This window comes from Limnochorda sp. L945t (genome assembly GCF_035593305.1).
Lineage (GTDB): Bacteria > Bacillota > Limnochordia > Limnochordales > Geochordaceae > Carboxydichorda > Carboxydichorda subterranea.
In genome coordinates this window covers 1,713,050-1,727,212 of the sequence record NZ_CP141615.1, presented here as the reverse complement: position 1 = coordinate 1,727,212, position 14,163 = coordinate 1,713,050, and the positions used below count along the sequence as shown (strand labels likewise).

General features: G+C 65.2%; 14 protein-coding genes. 9 read left to right on the top strand and 5 right to left on the bottom strand.

Annotated features, from left to right (window positions below):
• The first annotated feature begins 331 nt into the window (after positions 1-331).
• On the top strand, positions 332-859 hold the full coding sequence (locus U7230_RS08090) for an FTR1 family protein (RefSeq protein ID WP_324715343.1): 528 nt from the start codon (positions 332-334) through the stop codon (positions 857-859).
• A 9-nt stretch (positions 860-868) separates the two neighbouring features.
• On the opposite strand, the gene U7230_RS08085 is transcribed toward U7230_RS08090, so the two are convergent.
• A complete protein-coding gene (locus tag U7230_RS08085) occupies positions 869-1,783 on the bottom strand; it encodes an alpha/beta hydrolase (RefSeq protein ID WP_324715342.1) in 915 nt (304 codons plus the stop codon).
• A gap of 147 nt (positions 1,784-1,930) precedes the next feature.
• Between U7230_RS08085 and U7230_RS08080 the strand changes: the two genes are divergently transcribed.
• Positions 1,931-2,485 carry a helix-turn-helix domain-containing protein gene (locus U7230_RS08080; protein WP_324715341.1) on the top strand — a complete coding sequence of 185 codons (555 nt, stop codon included), beginning with the start codon at positions 1,931-1,933 and terminating at the stop codon, positions 2,483-2,485.
• 510 nt (positions 2,486-2,995) lie between these two features.
• Here the strand turns inward: U7230_RS08080 and U7230_RS08075 are convergent.
• Positions 2,996-3,235, bottom strand: coding sequence for a UPF0175 family protein (locus tag U7230_RS08075; RefSeq protein ID WP_324715340.1), 240 nt, complete (start codon positions 3,233-3,235; stop codon positions 2,996-2,998).
• Between the two features lie 275 nt (positions 3,236-3,510).
• On the opposite strand from U7230_RS08075, the gene U7230_RS08070 reads away from it, so the two are divergent.
• From U7230_RS08070 to U7230_RS08055, 4 genes are all read left to right on the top strand, one after another.
• Positions 3,511-4,563, top strand: coding sequence for an SEC-C metal-binding domain-containing protein (locus U7230_RS08070; protein ID WP_324715339.1), 1,053 nt, complete (start codon positions 3,511-3,513; stop codon positions 4,561-4,563).
• Positions 4,564-5,610: 1,047 nt separating this feature from the next.
• Positions 5,611-5,853, top strand: coding sequence for a DUF433 domain-containing protein (locus U7230_RS08065; protein ID WP_324715338.1), 243 nt, complete (start codon positions 5,611-5,613; stop codon positions 5,851-5,853).
• Between the two features lie 2 nt (positions 5,854-5,855).
• Positions 5,856-6,422 (top strand): Uma2 family endonuclease, encoded by a 567-nt coding sequence (locus U7230_RS08060; RefSeq protein ID WP_324715337.1) that lies wholly within the window; start codon positions 5,856-5,858, stop codon positions 6,420-6,422.
• A 497-nt stretch (positions 6,423-6,919) separates the two neighbouring features.
• Complete coding sequence (locus U7230_RS08055; RefSeq protein WP_324715336.1) at positions 6,920-8,539, top strand: IS1634 family transposase; 1,620 nt, start codon at positions 6,920-6,922, stop codon at positions 8,537-8,539.
• A 533-nt stretch (positions 8,540-9,072) separates the two neighbouring features.
• On the opposite strand, the gene U7230_RS08050 is transcribed toward U7230_RS08055, so the two are convergent.
• From U7230_RS08050 to U7230_RS08040, 3 genes are all read right to left on the bottom strand, one after another.
• The gene (locus U7230_RS08050) at positions 9,073-9,357 is read right to left on the bottom strand and encodes a hypothetical protein (RefSeq protein ID WP_324715335.1); all 285 of its coding nucleotides are present in this window, start codon (positions 9,355-9,357) and stop codon (positions 9,073-9,075) included.
• Positions 9,338-9,973, bottom strand: a complete 636-nt coding sequence (locus U7230_RS08045) for a type IV toxin-antitoxin system AbiEi family antitoxin domain-containing protein (protein WP_324715334.1) — start codon at positions 9,971-9,973, stop codon at positions 9,338-9,340. Before U7230_RS08045 ends, U7230_RS08050 begins: the two co-directional genes overlap by 20 nt.
• Positions 9,974-10,043: 70 nt before the next feature.
• Complete coding sequence (locus U7230_RS08040) at positions 10,044-10,349, bottom strand: hypothetical protein (protein WP_324715333.1); 306 nt, start codon at positions 10,347-10,349, stop codon at positions 10,044-10,046.
• A gap of 330 nt (positions 10,350-10,679) precedes the next feature.
• On the opposite strand from U7230_RS08040, the gene U7230_RS08035 reads away from it, so the two are divergent.
• The 3 genes from U7230_RS08035 to U7230_RS08025 all read left to right on the top strand — a co-directional run bounded on the left by U7230_RS08035 (position 10,680) and on the right by U7230_RS08025 (position 14,090).
• Positions 10,680-11,993 (top strand): IS110 family transposase, encoded by a 1,314-nt coding sequence (locus U7230_RS08035; protein WP_324715332.1) that lies wholly within the window; start codon positions 10,680-10,682, stop codon positions 11,991-11,993.
• Positions 11,994-12,378: 385 nt separating this feature from the next.
• Positions 12,379-12,711 carry a hypothetical protein gene (locus U7230_RS08030; RefSeq protein WP_324715331.1) on the top strand — a complete coding sequence of 111 codons (333 nt, stop codon included), beginning with the start codon at positions 12,379-12,381 and terminating at the stop codon, positions 12,709-12,711.
• Between the two features lie 68 nt (positions 12,712-12,779).
• Positions 12,780-14,090: an MFS transporter gene (locus tag U7230_RS08025; protein WP_324715330.1), complete on the top strand. Its 1,311-nt coding sequence runs from the start codon at positions 12,780-12,782 to the stop codon at positions 14,088-14,090.
• The last annotated feature ends 73 nt before the right edge of the window (positions 14,091-14,163 follow it).

The window sequence follows — 14,163 nt, the reverse complement described above, 5'->3', positions numbered from 1 at the left end:
TTCGGAGGTCTCACCACGGATCCAGCCGACCGGGTGAGCCGGACGCGACCGGGGACCGGTGGGGGGAACCCTCGAGACTGCTATGCACACGGCGCTTGAGCCGTACGTGCGCCTCTAGTTCGAGGCAGCTCCCCGACGGATGGCGTAAAGTGCGGTAGCCAACCCGCGGATATCAGAGTGCCAACCGTCGACGACATCCCCGGCCCGGCTCCACCCCGGCGGATCACACCGGGGGTTGACGGCCTCGTTCATATCAGCTGTGCTAGTGCTCGTCTTAGTTATGAACTGGTTCTTCCACAGGCTTTACTGGACCGGCTGGATATCTGCTCATATGAAGATCAAGCAAGCGCTAACCGAAAAAGCCGAAGCCAACCTCATTTCCAGAAACCGAGTCGTCGTGGGATTGATCGTCCTTGGCCTCAGCGCCGTCTTCCGAGAGGGGTTCAAAACCGTTCTGTTTCTGCAAGATACCAGGCTGCAGCGGGGCATGAGTACGGTCATCTGGGGCGCGGGGGTAGGGTTTGTCCTGACGGTGATCGCTGGCTTCCTCACGATGGTCGCACACCAACGACTTCCGTATCAGAAGATGCTGGTGCTGACGGGAGCCATGCTTGGACTCGTGTTCTTGGTGATGGTCGGTGAACAGGCGCAGGAGATGCAGCTTGCGGGATGGATCCCCGCCACGGAGCTCCACGTACCCATACCGGAGTGGGTTCAAACTTGGTTTGCAGTGTTCCCGACACGAGAGACCATTCTGGGGCAAGTCCTGGCCGCATCGGTCGTGCTAGGGTCGTTTATCATCGCCGAGCGCAGGGCTGCCCGTACAGCCCATGCTGCGCGAGAGGGAGCCGAGTCCTAAGCCCTGTGGCTAGCGCGGGCGGACGCTGGACCCGGCCCCTTCAGGCGCGAGAGGCCTCCCCATAGCGTCATCCAGGAAGCGAACCAGGCGTTCACCGTACGCCTCCGGGTTGATCCGATAGGCCTGGATATGCCGAGCACCTGGGACCACGACGACCGTCGCCTGCGGGTTGGCAGCTTGCATGACTGCAGGCGCACCCGCCTTTGCCAGCTCGTCTTCCGACCCGTATACGAGCATCACCCTGCGCCCGTCCAACCTCGCCAAGTCTTCGACGGGTTGGATCTCGTCCACATCCACACCGAGGAGCACCCTTGCCCACAGACGCACCAACGGGGAAATTGCTGCGTCGCAACAAGGGAGCACCGCGCGCACCGTCCAGCGGACGCTGGGCAACGCGCCATCCGCGACGACGGCTCCCAACTCCGGTAGCCGCCCGGCCAGCCGTAACGCAGCCACACCTCCGATGGAGAAGCCAACTACGGCGACAGCCTCGTTGGGATACCCTCTCGCATTCATGAACCGGACGGCCGACTCCAAGTCGTTCGATTCCAGGAAACCCCACGTAGGCCGTCCTCCCGACAGCCCATACCCTCGCATGTCCAAAGCCAGCACGGTGAAGCCGTGTTCCACCAGCTTACGTATGAGCGGCAAGGACGTATCCCCGCCGATCTCGGCGCGATTCTCGCCCCCCGCCGGTGCCAAGATCACGGACCGCCGCGCACCTCGCGCGGGGAGGAGCCAGCCTCGCAGCTCTACCCCGCCGGCCCCGTCGATCACCACATCCTCGTAGGCCAGACCGACGTCCCCCGGAGAGACGCCTGGCGCCTTTTCAAACGGCCGCGATATCATGAACACCTCGGCTCCGACGGCAAAAAAGACGGATGCGAGACCGACGCCCAGCACCACTTTCCCTAGCCGGAGCAACGAAAGTTCCCCCCGTGTGCCGCCGCCAGATCTCCGAACTCGTCGGCGTCAAGTTCGGAGCAGAGGGTTCGTTGGGGGGCGGATATTTCCTGCCCGCCCCAGGGTCAATGGTGCACTGGCCGCAACACATGAAGGGAGACGACGCCCATGACGGACCGCCTCTTAACCCCCGAACAGGTGGCCGAACAGGTGCGCATGACCGAGCGGACCGTCTACCGATGGCGGATGGAAGAGCGCCTCCCGATCGTGGAGCTGGGCCTGTTGTGGCGGATCCGGACCGAGGCGTTGGAGGCCTTCCTGTATGTCCACCAGCTGGGGCGGGGCGGGCAGACGGTGGATGAGGGGCCGGCCACCCTACCGGACGAGCTTTCCGACGACGACCGGGCGTGGCTGGACGCCGGAGGAGAGGACCCAGACCGGGCCCTGAAGGAAGTCGAAAAAGAGATTCCTGCTGAGGAGCTGGCTGACTACCTGGGGGCTCTCCGCCAGCGGATGGTACCGGTGCGCTGGGATGTGGCCCGAGGGGGAGGTCCCAGGTGGTTAGCCGGTAAAGCCCGAGCCGGGGGCGCCCCTGTGAGCGGACCTGGGCAGCGCCTTCCGCCCGGCCATGGGCACGAGGGAGATCGGCCGGTGCTGCTGGTGGGCGTTCCCTCCCAGCGCGAGCCTGCCCGCTTTCCCACGCTCATCGCCCCCCCCCGGTGACGACCTACCGTGAGTAGCCGGCGCGCACACCGCCCTGTACCCGCCGCTGGACGCTGGGGTGGGGGGCTGCCATGCAGTTACCCAGGATCTCGGCTTTCCTCCACGAGTCCCGTCCGTGGCGGCGCAGCTTGGACGCTATCTTCCTCGCCTCCCTACGCGGTCGCCGGCCCGTCCCGCATACCGGCTCGGGTTGCCGACCGATACCCGGTAGCCCGAGGATGCTCGTTGAATCCCCCTGAAATGCTGTCGTCACGGGCGCTCATGGCGGATCGGCGGCCCGGAACTTCCGTCTACGCAGCGCTGGCCGCGCTCGACGCGACGTGCGGCATCCCCGTCGACGTGGTGGACCTCGATGAGGCTTCTCCTTCCCTCAGAGAGCACATCATCGAGAAGGGACAGCGCCTTCTGAGAGCGTCGAAGGCGAGACTCAAGCCCGAAGGCTGTGCTCACTCCTGGCGGCCATTGAAAGGGTTTCAAAGAGTACGCGCCGACGCCGTCCACCAGCCCCAGCTATCCACGATGAGGATCGAGGGCATGCTGCACGTCCTTGTCGAGCTCGTCGGGCGGGTAACGGAAAACCGAGATCCCGTGCTTGTTGAGGATCTCTACGAACGCCCGGACGGAATAACCGGCCAGCTCGGCGGCCTTGCCCAGTGAAAGCTTACGTGCCTCGTAAAGTTTCATCGCGAGGTAAAGAAGGGCCTCATCCCTCGAAACATGGTCGGGCAAGACGACCGTGAGTTCAGGCATTTCACCCAACTTCCTCTCGCACCCGTTCGTAACTCGGGACTGTCCCTGAAGTTTCCGGCCTCATCGTACCACACCCCGAACCCCCGGCCTCGTGTCGGCAGGCTGGGTCGGGCTCGTAAGCCGACGCACGACGTAACCGGAAGCGCCGTTGAGATTGCCCTGGCCACCGAAGTGAGGTAAGGTTGGGGCCGAAAGGTAGGAGGAGCGCTGGAAAAGCGCCTTCGCCCCGACGTCGTGCCCAAGTCGACCGCCGCTCGGCCAGGGAGGGAGGCCCTGTGGAAGCCTCGAGGGAATGGCTGCGCAAGGAACAGCGGATCCTGGCCCTGCTCCACGGCCCTGAGCCGGACTATGACCAAGCAGTTGGCCTTCTCGACGAGCTGGCTGCTGCTCCGGGAGCTCGGAAGGTCTGCGACATGGCCGCTCTGTACAGCGAGCTCGCGGACGCTTACGCGGGGGCCGGCCGGCTGGAGGAAGCCATCGTTGCCAAGCAGCGGGCTCTGCAAGCCGGTCTGCGGAGCGTGCCCGACGGCAGGGCCGATATCGCGGAGTACCTGCTGCGCTTGGGTCGCCGGGAGGAAGCGGATCAACTGTTCGCCACTCTCGCCGAGGAATACCCCGACGACGTGTGGCTCTACAACAACGCCGGCATGGCTTATCAAGCGGCCGGAGACCACGAGGTGGCGCTCCGGTGGCTAACCAGGGGCCTGGAGCTGGCGCTGGCCACCGGCGACCCCGAGGGGCTGGTGGCCCAGCTTTCCGACCTTCGGCGGGAGAGCCTGGCCGCGCTGGGCCGGCCGTGCGACGACCTTGAAAGGAGAGCGGACAGCTTTCTCGAAGAGCATGACCGCACTGACGACCCTGACCACCTTGACCGCTACCCTCTGGCCGAACACCAGGAGCCGGGAGAGACGTCGTTGCTCCCCGTGGGCGGCCGGCAACGGGTGCAGCCGGCGGTGGCGTGGTTTCCGCCGGACGAGCTGGAAGCTGCCCTGGCCCGGTGGCCTCAGTGGCGGGAGGTGCCGGAAAAGCGTAGCTACGAGGCACACCGGCGCGCCGTCCAAAACGCTCTCGTCCGGCTGAAGGAACTCGGCCAAAGCCCGGCGCTGGCCCCCATCGCGGTGGACGAACTCGTCGAGTGGGCCCGGCGCGAAGGCCGTGACCCGTCTAGACCCGAATCCGTAGCGGCCTACGCGGCGCTCATTTCGGCGCGGGGGATGGCCGTGCCCTGGCCCCCGGGCCGCAACGAGCCGTGCTGGTGTGGCAGCGGGCGAAAGTACAAAAAGTGCTGCGGCGGCCCGGCAGCCGGCCGGCCCGACATGTTGCCGTAGCAGGTCAGGAGCTCGATGCCGTCGCCGGTCACGAGGATGGCGTCCGGATGTCGGGTCCAGCAGCGGGGCGATGAGGGCATAGCGAAACAACGCCAGCGTCTCGTCGGGCCATGGGGCCATGGAAGCTCACCCCCTGGCGTGGGGTTTGCTTCCAGTCTCCCCGGAGCCCGCTGGATCGGGAAGGCGCCAGGGTGTGGGGAGTCTGCGGGCGGGCTGAGACCAGGCCGGGTCGCCCTGAAGCGGCAGCGTCACCATGTCCAACAGGCCGCCTCGGCGGGCAGCAGCTGCGCCTGCATCAGTCCCTGGCGGGGCCGCAGGAAGGCGGGCGGAAACGAGACGGTCCGGTGGCACTGCCGGCAGCGGCGCCGATGCACCGGGATGCGGACGTGGCTGTGGCACATGGGTAGCGACGCGAGGGACGATGGGGAAAGGCGCATGGTCTCCTTTCAGCTGCCCGGCGAAGCCCGACATCGGCGGTGAAGTGGGCCCGAGTCCCTGGAGTGGGCGACCTGGTAGCTCGTAAAGATGGACAACGCCTTGTCTCGGGAGTTCATCGACGAACACGAGCCGCTGGCCCGTGCCCGAACAGCTCGCGGGAGGGGGCAGGAGGGGATCGGGACTCGGACAGCGCCGCGTCCGGACATGGTATACTCACTCCGGCAGCACGGGATCGTTGGCAAGGCTCCGGGTAAGTTCTGCGAGGCTGTCTACCCCATGCGAAGCCGAAGACGCCGAAGGGTGGGACCGCGGAAGGCAGCTCGAGTCGAGGGCCGGTCGAACGCGTCCGGTCCCCGAGCCGAACTCGCCGGTCTGGCCGAAGAGGGTTGGCTGGCCTGCGATATCGACTCAGGCTTATACACGCCGTTGCAAGTTCGCTCAGCCTCGTCGCAAGGGGGGGGCGGAACGCGCCGGTCGTGCACGCGGCCGGCAGGTCCTCCCTGGCCCCGGTCCCGGAACGCGTTCTGGAACTCCTGGGCTACGGCCCCGACCGGCCGACTGAGGACATGCCGACTGGGGGGCGAAGACGTAGACACAGAGGGACGGGATGTGCGGTTTAGCCGCGTTACGGTGGACCCGCGCCAGATGGGCGGGGTGCCCTGCATTCGAGGCCTGCGCATCCCGGTCGCGACGGTGGTGGGCATGGTGGCGGACGGGATGTCGGAGCGGGAAATCCTCGAGGCGTACCCCGATCTCGAACCCGAGGACATCCGGGAGGTCCTCCTTTACGCCGCGCAGGCGATGGAAAGCTCTCCGCCTTTTCCTGTCGGCCCCGACGAAGGGGGAGGGTGAGGATGGCCATCAAACTCGACCTGATGCGCCGGGTCACGGATGAGGAACTGCTGGCCCTTTCCCAGCGCAACCCCGGCTATCAGTTCGAACGCACCGCGGACGGGAGGCTGGTCGTGAGCCCGACGGGAGGCGAAAGTGGCAGGCGCAGTGCCGAGGTGTTGAGGCAGCTGAGCAACTGGAACGCCCGAACAGGTCTAGGGTACGTTTTCGACTCCTCGACGGGGTTCAAGCTGCCGGACGGTGCCCTTCTTTCTCCGGACGCCTCCTGGGTGCGACGGGCGCGCTGGGAGGCGTTATCTCGGGAAGCTCGGGAGGGCTTTCCACCCCTGTGCCCTGACGTGGTCTTCGAGGTGCGCTCGGCCTCCAACACGCTGGTCGAGCTGCGGGAGAAGATGCACAGTTACCTCGCCAACGGGGCACAATTGGCCGTCCTCATCGACCCGGAAGGGCAGGCGGTCGAGCTACACCGTCCTGGCCGAGAGGTAGATCGCTACCGGGAGGCTGTCCGCGTGACGCTGGAGCCGGAGTTGCCGGGGTTCACGCTGGAGCTGGCCCCCATCTTCGGGTGAATCGGAGCGCGACTAACAACCGACGCTTCGCGGAGGCGCATTCAGCGACCGCTGCCGTCTCCCGTGGGTGGCTTGCGAGGCGTTTGTCGCCTTTGCTCGAAGGTTCGGCGACGAAAACTCGACCGGGATTCAAACCCAGGCCCACGAACGGTGCCCAGTGGACGGTTCTCGCCCCTCTCCACGTTGCTCACCAATCCAGGATGCAGGCGACGTCTGCGTCCTGCCCGCGGTAGCTAAACCGAGAGGCCGAGACCGCGCGGCCGCCTGGCAGAGCTTTGAGCACCTGCCGAAGCAATAGTCCCACGGACGACAGGATGGCGAATGCTGAAGTGCCCGTACGTGCCTTGCCGGGCTGGAGTTTTACAGTGGTGGGCCTTGTTGGGATACCTCGATGCCCTCAAAGCCCGTCATGACGCGCAGGCCCTCCCGAAAAACGCCGCGAGTGTAATGCTACGTTCGACGCGTGATGTAGCGCTCGGATATTGACACGGATGGCCATGATGGCTCATCATGGAAGTGTCATGTTTGTCCGGGTCAACCAGCAGCGCAACAAGGACGGCACGGTGCGCCAGTACCTGCAGGTCATCGAGGCGATCCGGGTCAACGGCAAACCCCGCCAGCGGGTCATCGCCACCATCGGCCGCTGGGACCAGCCCGAGGGCCGGGCCCGGGTCGATGCCATCCTGGAGGCCCTCAGCCAGTTTGCCGGCAAGCTCACCGTCCTGAACCTCCAGAAGGACCTCAAGGGCGAAGGCGGGCTGACCTGGGGGCCGGTGCTGGTCTTCCGCCGGCTGTGGGAGGAGCTGGGGCTGGCCCGCCTTTGGGGGTGGCTGTGGGAGGAGACCCTGGTCGAGTTCGACCTGCCGGAGGCCGTGTTCGCCATGGTGCTCAACCGGCTGATGGATCCTGCCTCCCGCAAGAGCCTGGTCGAGGAGTGGCTGCCCACCATCTGGGAGCCCCGCTTTGCTGGCCTGAAGCTGCACCACTTCTACCGGGCGCTCACGTACGTGCACCGCTTTGCCCACCGGGTCGAGGACTTCTTGTTCGCCCGGTTCACCGACCTGTTCAACCAGGACCTGGAACTTGTCCTCTGGGATACCACGACGGTGCGCTTCGAAGGCCGGGGGCCCGAGAAGCTGGCGCAGTTTGGCAACGCCAAGGACAAACGCACCGACCGCCGTCAGATGGTGGTGGGGGTGCTGCTCACCCGGGACGGGTGGCCCTTGGCCCATGCGGTCTATCCCGGCAACCTCAACGACGTGACAGCGACGCGGGCCATCATCGGGCAGCTCAAGCACCGGTTCGCCTTCCAGAAGGTCCTCTTCGTGGCGGACCGGGGCGCCGTCGGCGGGCGCACGCTGGAGGCGCTGGAGCAGGCGGGCCTTGAGTACATCGTGGGCATGCGCATGCGGCGGGCGCGGGTGGTGCGGGACGAGGTGGTCGGCTGCCCCGGGCGCTACCGGGTCGTCAGCCCCACGTTGAAGGTCAAAGAGGTGGTCCGCGAAGGGCGTCGCTACATCCTGGCCTCCAACCCCGAGGCGGCCGAGCACGACCGGCAGGTCCGCGAAGAGGTGGTGGCCCGCCTGCGTCAGGCGCTGAAGGAGGGGAGCCCCGGCGATCTCATCCGCCACAGCCGCTACCGGCGCTACCTGAAGGTCCACCGGGACGCCGTGGAGATCAACGAGGCCGCCATCGAGGCGGGTGCTCGCTACGACGGGAAGTTCGTGGTGCTGACCAACACGAACCGGGACGCCGCCGAGGTGGCGCAGAGCTACAAGACGCTTTGGCGCGTCGAGCGGGCCTTCCGGGACCTCAAAAGCTCCCTGGAGATTCGGCCGGTCTACGTGTGGACTGACGAGCACGTGCGGGGCCATGTGGCCGTCTGCTTCCTCGCCTTCGTCCTGGAGTCGTACCTGCGCCACAAGCTGGGGGAGGCGGTCTCCTACCGCCAGGCCTTGACGGACCTGGAGAAGCTCAAGGCGGTCCCGCTGCAGATCAAGGCGAAGCGCTACCTGCTGCGCACGGAGCTGGAGGGCACCGCCCCGGCGGTCTTCCGGATCCTGGGCATCCGGCCACCCAACCGCGTCGAAGAGCTGTTCCCGACCCAAGCCGCGTAGTGGTACGCCCCTTCCGCGCCCTCAGCAAACCTCGTCGTTACGGGGAAATCACGAAGTGAGGTGTCAAACTCCAGCCGGGGCGACCGTACCGCAGCAGGTGCGCGGGCTGGCGGGACGAATCGCCAGGGTCGAGGCACGAGCGGCGGAGGGCGAGGATCGGCGGCAGGGACCTGGGAAGGGCGGGCGGTCAGGGTGCGGGTGGTGCGGCTGCAGCAGTGGGTCGATGGTCTGCGAACCGGACGCTACCCTCCGGCCACCGAGGCGGCGAGATACAGGGCGTGCGATTTCCGTGCCATCTGCGCGGACCGCCGTGGCGCGTGAACAGCGAGACGGGGGAAGACGGCCGCGGAGGGTTTCGGGCCTTGTGGGGGAGCTCCGCGAGGAGAAGGGACGGCATGGCAGTGGGGCTGTTCGGCTTGCCCTCCCGCAGAGAGGTTGCGGTACGGCTGTACGCGGACGAGGTGAAGCCCATCACGGGCCCGGCGGAGAGCTACCCGTGGCTCTAAATTGGCATGCTCGCCATTCCGGAGGAGCTACACGAACACGCTCTGGGTGCTCTCGAGGACGCCCGCCGGAGGGTGGGCGATAACGGTGTCCATAGACGCCCTGGCCCGCTCTCCCAGGCGGGTGTCGAGTGCAAGGCCGCCCTTCAACGCCCACCGACCGGGCGCGACCACCACGAGACGCGCCATCAGGCGTTCTAGGGCAGCCTGCAGTCGCACGACCACAGCCTGAATGCCGAGCTTTCGGGCATGGGCCCGCAGCCGACCTTCGATGGAAGCCCGAAAGGACGCCGCGTCAGTGAACTGCCGAGCCATATCCGGCCTCCTGAAGAGCTACCGAGATCAGGCGACGCACCCGCGCCCTTCGCGTTCGGGCGGCCTCTTCCATCTCCGAGGGGGTGAAGAGCCCCCGCTTGATACCTTCACGGACGGCGGCCACGATCTGATCCAGGTCGGTGCCGGCATCGGCGGCGTCGAGGATGGTACGAACTGCCGAGGTCACTCGAACCCCCGCGATACGGACAACGTCCTGGGCATCAAGGGGCTGCACGGTCGTGTGGATGCGCACACCGGGAAGACGGGGCCGGTTTCCTGCCGGTCGATGCGGTCGCTCCACGGTCAGGTCGATCTTGTCTGGCCGCACGGCCGACAGATCGTGGAGCACCAAGGCCGTCTCGTGCGATACTACTGCCCTGTGAGGCCCCGCCTTGAGCCAGGCGGCAGCGACGTCCTCATACGGAAACGAGGGATACTGGCGAAGCCGGTAGAGACCTCGGGCAACTCGCTCGAAGCGCCCGGCCGCCACGTGATACGCCAGATTCTGTCTGGTGTAGCCGGCACTGCGGGCCTGTGCCGCGGTGAAGTACCCCGCCTGCACCGAGGCGATCTCGAAAAGCCGCTCGGGGCTTGGGTTCCGAGTCGTTCGTGGCAAAGGCTTCACCTCCTGGCCCACACGTCGTGTCGAGCGTTCGTCTAATCCTATGCGACTAACGCTCGACATGTCAAGGGCCCGGAAGCTTGGCGAGGCTCGCCCAGTCCCGGATGCAGTCGCGCAAGGGGGGGGGGACGCCGCCGGCCCAGGAGCTTCCGAAAGGCCCCTCGCGCACCCACCGGTCCAGCTCCATCCGCGACGGCACCCGCAGGGCCAAGCCGAAGAGGACGACGCCGCCGATGACGGCACCCGGGATCTCCACCCGCTTGCGGTGATCCCGCAGACGGTGCAGATGCTGGCCCAGGCGGAAGGTAGATCCGGCGTACCTGACGAACTTGTACGGTCCTTCCCGGTAGGCCTCTCGTCCCGCGACCATGACGTAGTAGCCCGGGGGAGGGGGGCCGGGGGGAACCCCTGTGGATGGCTGTGGATAAGGGGATAAGTGTGGCTGGAAGGGCTCGCTTCAGCGACGGCTTACTCTGGCGGGGGCGGGACGAGGCGACCACTAGACGAATCAGGGCGTAGGCCCTTGACGGACAGAGCGTTTGCTTCCCGCCGGCTGCCAGGGCCCGATTACAGAGCATTGGCGAGCCCTCCGGCCCTCTTGGGCCGAGCGGCGGCGCCTCATCAGAGACAAGTTTGGAGCTGCAGCCGTCCGGGAGGCCCTTACCCGCCTGACATCTCAGCGCTATCGGGGGTATGAACATTGCCGACCTGGATGGTGGGGATCGACGTCGGGAGCAAGTCGGCCCACACGGCGCAGGTGCTTGACGACGAGCAGCGCCCGGTACGCAAGACGAAGTTTTCCCATGCCATCACCGAGCTCGAGAAGTTCCTGAACACGATGGTGAGCCAGGCGCCCCAGGGGACGGAGTTTCGGTTCGTGCTGGAGCCCAGCGGCGGGGTCTCCAAGATGCTGGCCTACTACCTGGTGGACCAGGGCCACGCGGTCTTCTGGGCCGGCGCGGAGCAAGTGAAGGCCATGCGGGCGGCCCTGGGCGACAAGCGGCGCAAGACCGACCGAACCGATGCGCTGGCGCTGGCGCATCTGGGAGCCCATCCGGAGCACCTCAACCGAGTGGTGCGCCCTACAGGCGCCCACTGGGAGGCGCTGCGTCGCGGGGTGAAGCTGGAACACAAGCTCGCCATGCTGCTCGGCAACGTGACCAAAGCGCTGAAAGCGGCCGTCGATGAGGCGGTCCCGGGCCTTCCAGCTGTTCTATCGGATCTCGACAGCCCGCTCACCAAAGCCGTCTACCTGCATTGGACCCATGCCAGCCGCCTGGCGCGCCAGACCCCGGAAGCCTTGGCCGAGGCGCTTGAGCGCCAGAGCGGGAAAAAGGTATCGCTCGGCCTGGCCCGCGAGCTCGTGCAACTGGGCCAGCAGGCGGTGGCGCTGGGCTGGATCCCGGCCGCTCCCGCCAGCGGGCTGGATACGGTCATCTCCACCGAGTGGAAGCTGTTGCAAACCATCCGCGATGCTTTGGAACGCGTGCAAGAGCGCAACTACGCCCTCTACCGGCTCCTGGATCCCGATGGCTCCGTGGAGAGCCTGCCCGGCGTCGGTCGGGTTGCGGCGCCGGCGTTCCTGGCGCTGGCTCCGCTGGTTCAGGTGCTGGTCCACAGCCGGCAGCTGCGGGACTATAGCGGGTGGGTGCCGCGGGTCGAGGCCTCGGGGCTGCGTAAGCGGCACGGCCGGATGAGCAAAGCCGGCCCATCGTGGCTGAAGCGGATCCTGTTTTTGGCCGCCGATCGCGCCCGCCATAGCGACCCACAGCTCGCGTTCATCTACTACCGGGCCATGGTGATGAAGGGGGCTCCCCATGCCAAAGCGGTGTGCGAGGTAGGCGTGCACTTGCTGGATCGGATCTTCACCGTGCTCAAAGAGCATCGCTCCTACGTACTCCGGAATCTGGAGGGGCAACCCATTACGGCGGCCCAGGCTCGCGCCCTGGCCCAGCAGTGGAAGGTACCCGAAGAGGTGCGCCAGCGACAGCGACGGCGCAACGCGGCCGCCTGAGTAGCACAGGCGAGGGCTGGCATGACGCAAGAGGCATTCGGCGGACCGCTCCGCTGGTCCCCAACAATACCAGCCCCGTACTCAAGCTACCGACCTGCAGGAGGGCTGTCAATGCCGCGAACCTCTCCAGGCAGCTTCACGGAGCTGATCCGACCCCCTTGACAAGGACCTTAGAGCACTGTCGCAACCGCCGGCGGGAGGGGCCATCTCCCATCGGCTGGGGCACCCCCTGGATGTTGCCTTTCTGGCGACCGTCGATTCGCCACCCGGGGGTGCTTGCCTTTTCCTGGAGGCCCGGGCCGGGCCTTTCTAGCGAAAAACAGAAAGAGCACCCGGAGCCCCTATTCCTGAGGACCTCGGCCCATCAGGCCTTTGACCGGGGTGGTTGAGTTATCGGCGCAGGCTCTGGGCGGCGATATGCCGTTCGCTGATCAAGGATCCGGACATTCTGTTCGGCGATGAGCCGACCGGCGCGCTCGACTCGTATGCCGCCGGCGAAATCATGGCGCTCTTGGCGGAAATGAACCGTTCGGGGGCGACGATTTTGCTCGTCACCCATGATATCAAAGTCGCGGCCACAACGGAGCGGGTGTTGTTCATGCTGGACGGCCGGCTCGTTGCGGAAAAGCGGCTGGAGAAATGTGAAAACGGAAGCGCCAACAGCAGGAAAGAGAGGGAGAACCTGCTTACTGATTGGCTGAGCAATCTGGGCCTTTAGCTCGCTGAAGGGATTCCATTCGGCCGTAATACAGATATATGACAGGTGAAGAGAGGGATTGGTGAGCCGTGGATCAAGACAAGTCGTTCACGAACTTTCTGGTGGTTTGGGGCGGACAGCTGGTGTCCTCGATCGGAAGCGGTATGACTGCTTTTTCCCTGGTGGTTTATGCGTTCGAGCGAACGCGACTGGCGACCAACGTTGCCCTGATTACGCTCCTTTCGTTCTTACCGTCCATATTGCTGCGGCCGATTGGCGGCGTTCTGGCCGATCGATTTGATCGCAGGGCCATGATGATCATCGGTGATCTCGGTTCGGCATCCGGCGTTGTTTTCATCTTGCTGACGATGCTGTTCGGAGACGTGGACATGTGGCACATTTATGCCGGGGTGACGGTAAGCTCGATCTTTGTTGCATTGCAAAGCCCCGCTTACAAAGCTTCGGCCACCGATTGGCTGACCGAAGAGCAGTATTCGAAAGGCAGCGGCCTTGTCCAGTTGGCGGAATCATCCAAATTCTTGCTTTCTCCCTTCATTGCCGGTACATTGTTTAGCTTCTCAAACATCGAGACGGTATTGGCGGTCGATATTGGTACCTTTGTTGTCGCTGTTTTCGCCGTTCTTGTCATCAAGAAGCAGATGAAGCGATCGGAACAGGGCGCGGAAACCGGCCACTGGATGAAAGATTTGGCCGAAGGTTGGCGTGCCATCGTTTCAAACCGCGGCGTTGCGCTTCTGATTTTGGTTATTTCGGTTGTGACGTTCTACCTTGGCTTCCTTCAAACGTTGATCGGACCGATGGTGCTCTCTTTCGCCGATGCCAGGACGTTGGGTACGATCCAATCGGTCAGTGCCGTCGGCATGCTGATAAGCAGCATGCTGATCGGGATGTTCAGCATGGGGCACCGGTATATGGACATGTTGGTCATCGGTTTGGTTATCGCCGGATTGGCGCTGTCGCTCATGGGCGTGACGACGAACGTTCATTTCATCATCGCAGCCGGCTTTCTCTTCCTGAGCGCGTTGCCCTTCGTGAATGCCAGCGCTGATGTGTTGATCCGGAGGAATATCCCTAACGACAAACAGGGCCGGGTTTGGGGAATCATCGGCATCCTGTCCCAGCTCGGATTCATTGTCGCGTACGGCATATCGGGGCTGCTGGCGGATCATGTCTTCAATCCGTTTCTCGAAGAGGGGGGCCTGCTGGCTTCTTCCGTCGGCCACGTGATCGGCACGGGTCCGGGCAGAGGCATCGGTCTCATGTTCATCATCGCCGGGATTCTGGTGGTCGTCATGGCTCTCATCACTTCCGGTGTCAGACCGATTCGCGCCCTGGCCACGAGCGCGAGCGTGGTCAATGCCGGTGGCAGTGCCCAATGATGGCAGGATGTTTCTCAAGCGTGGTCTGCTTCCTTTGGAGTCGGCGGCGGAGGTGCTCCTGGGGTACGAAGGA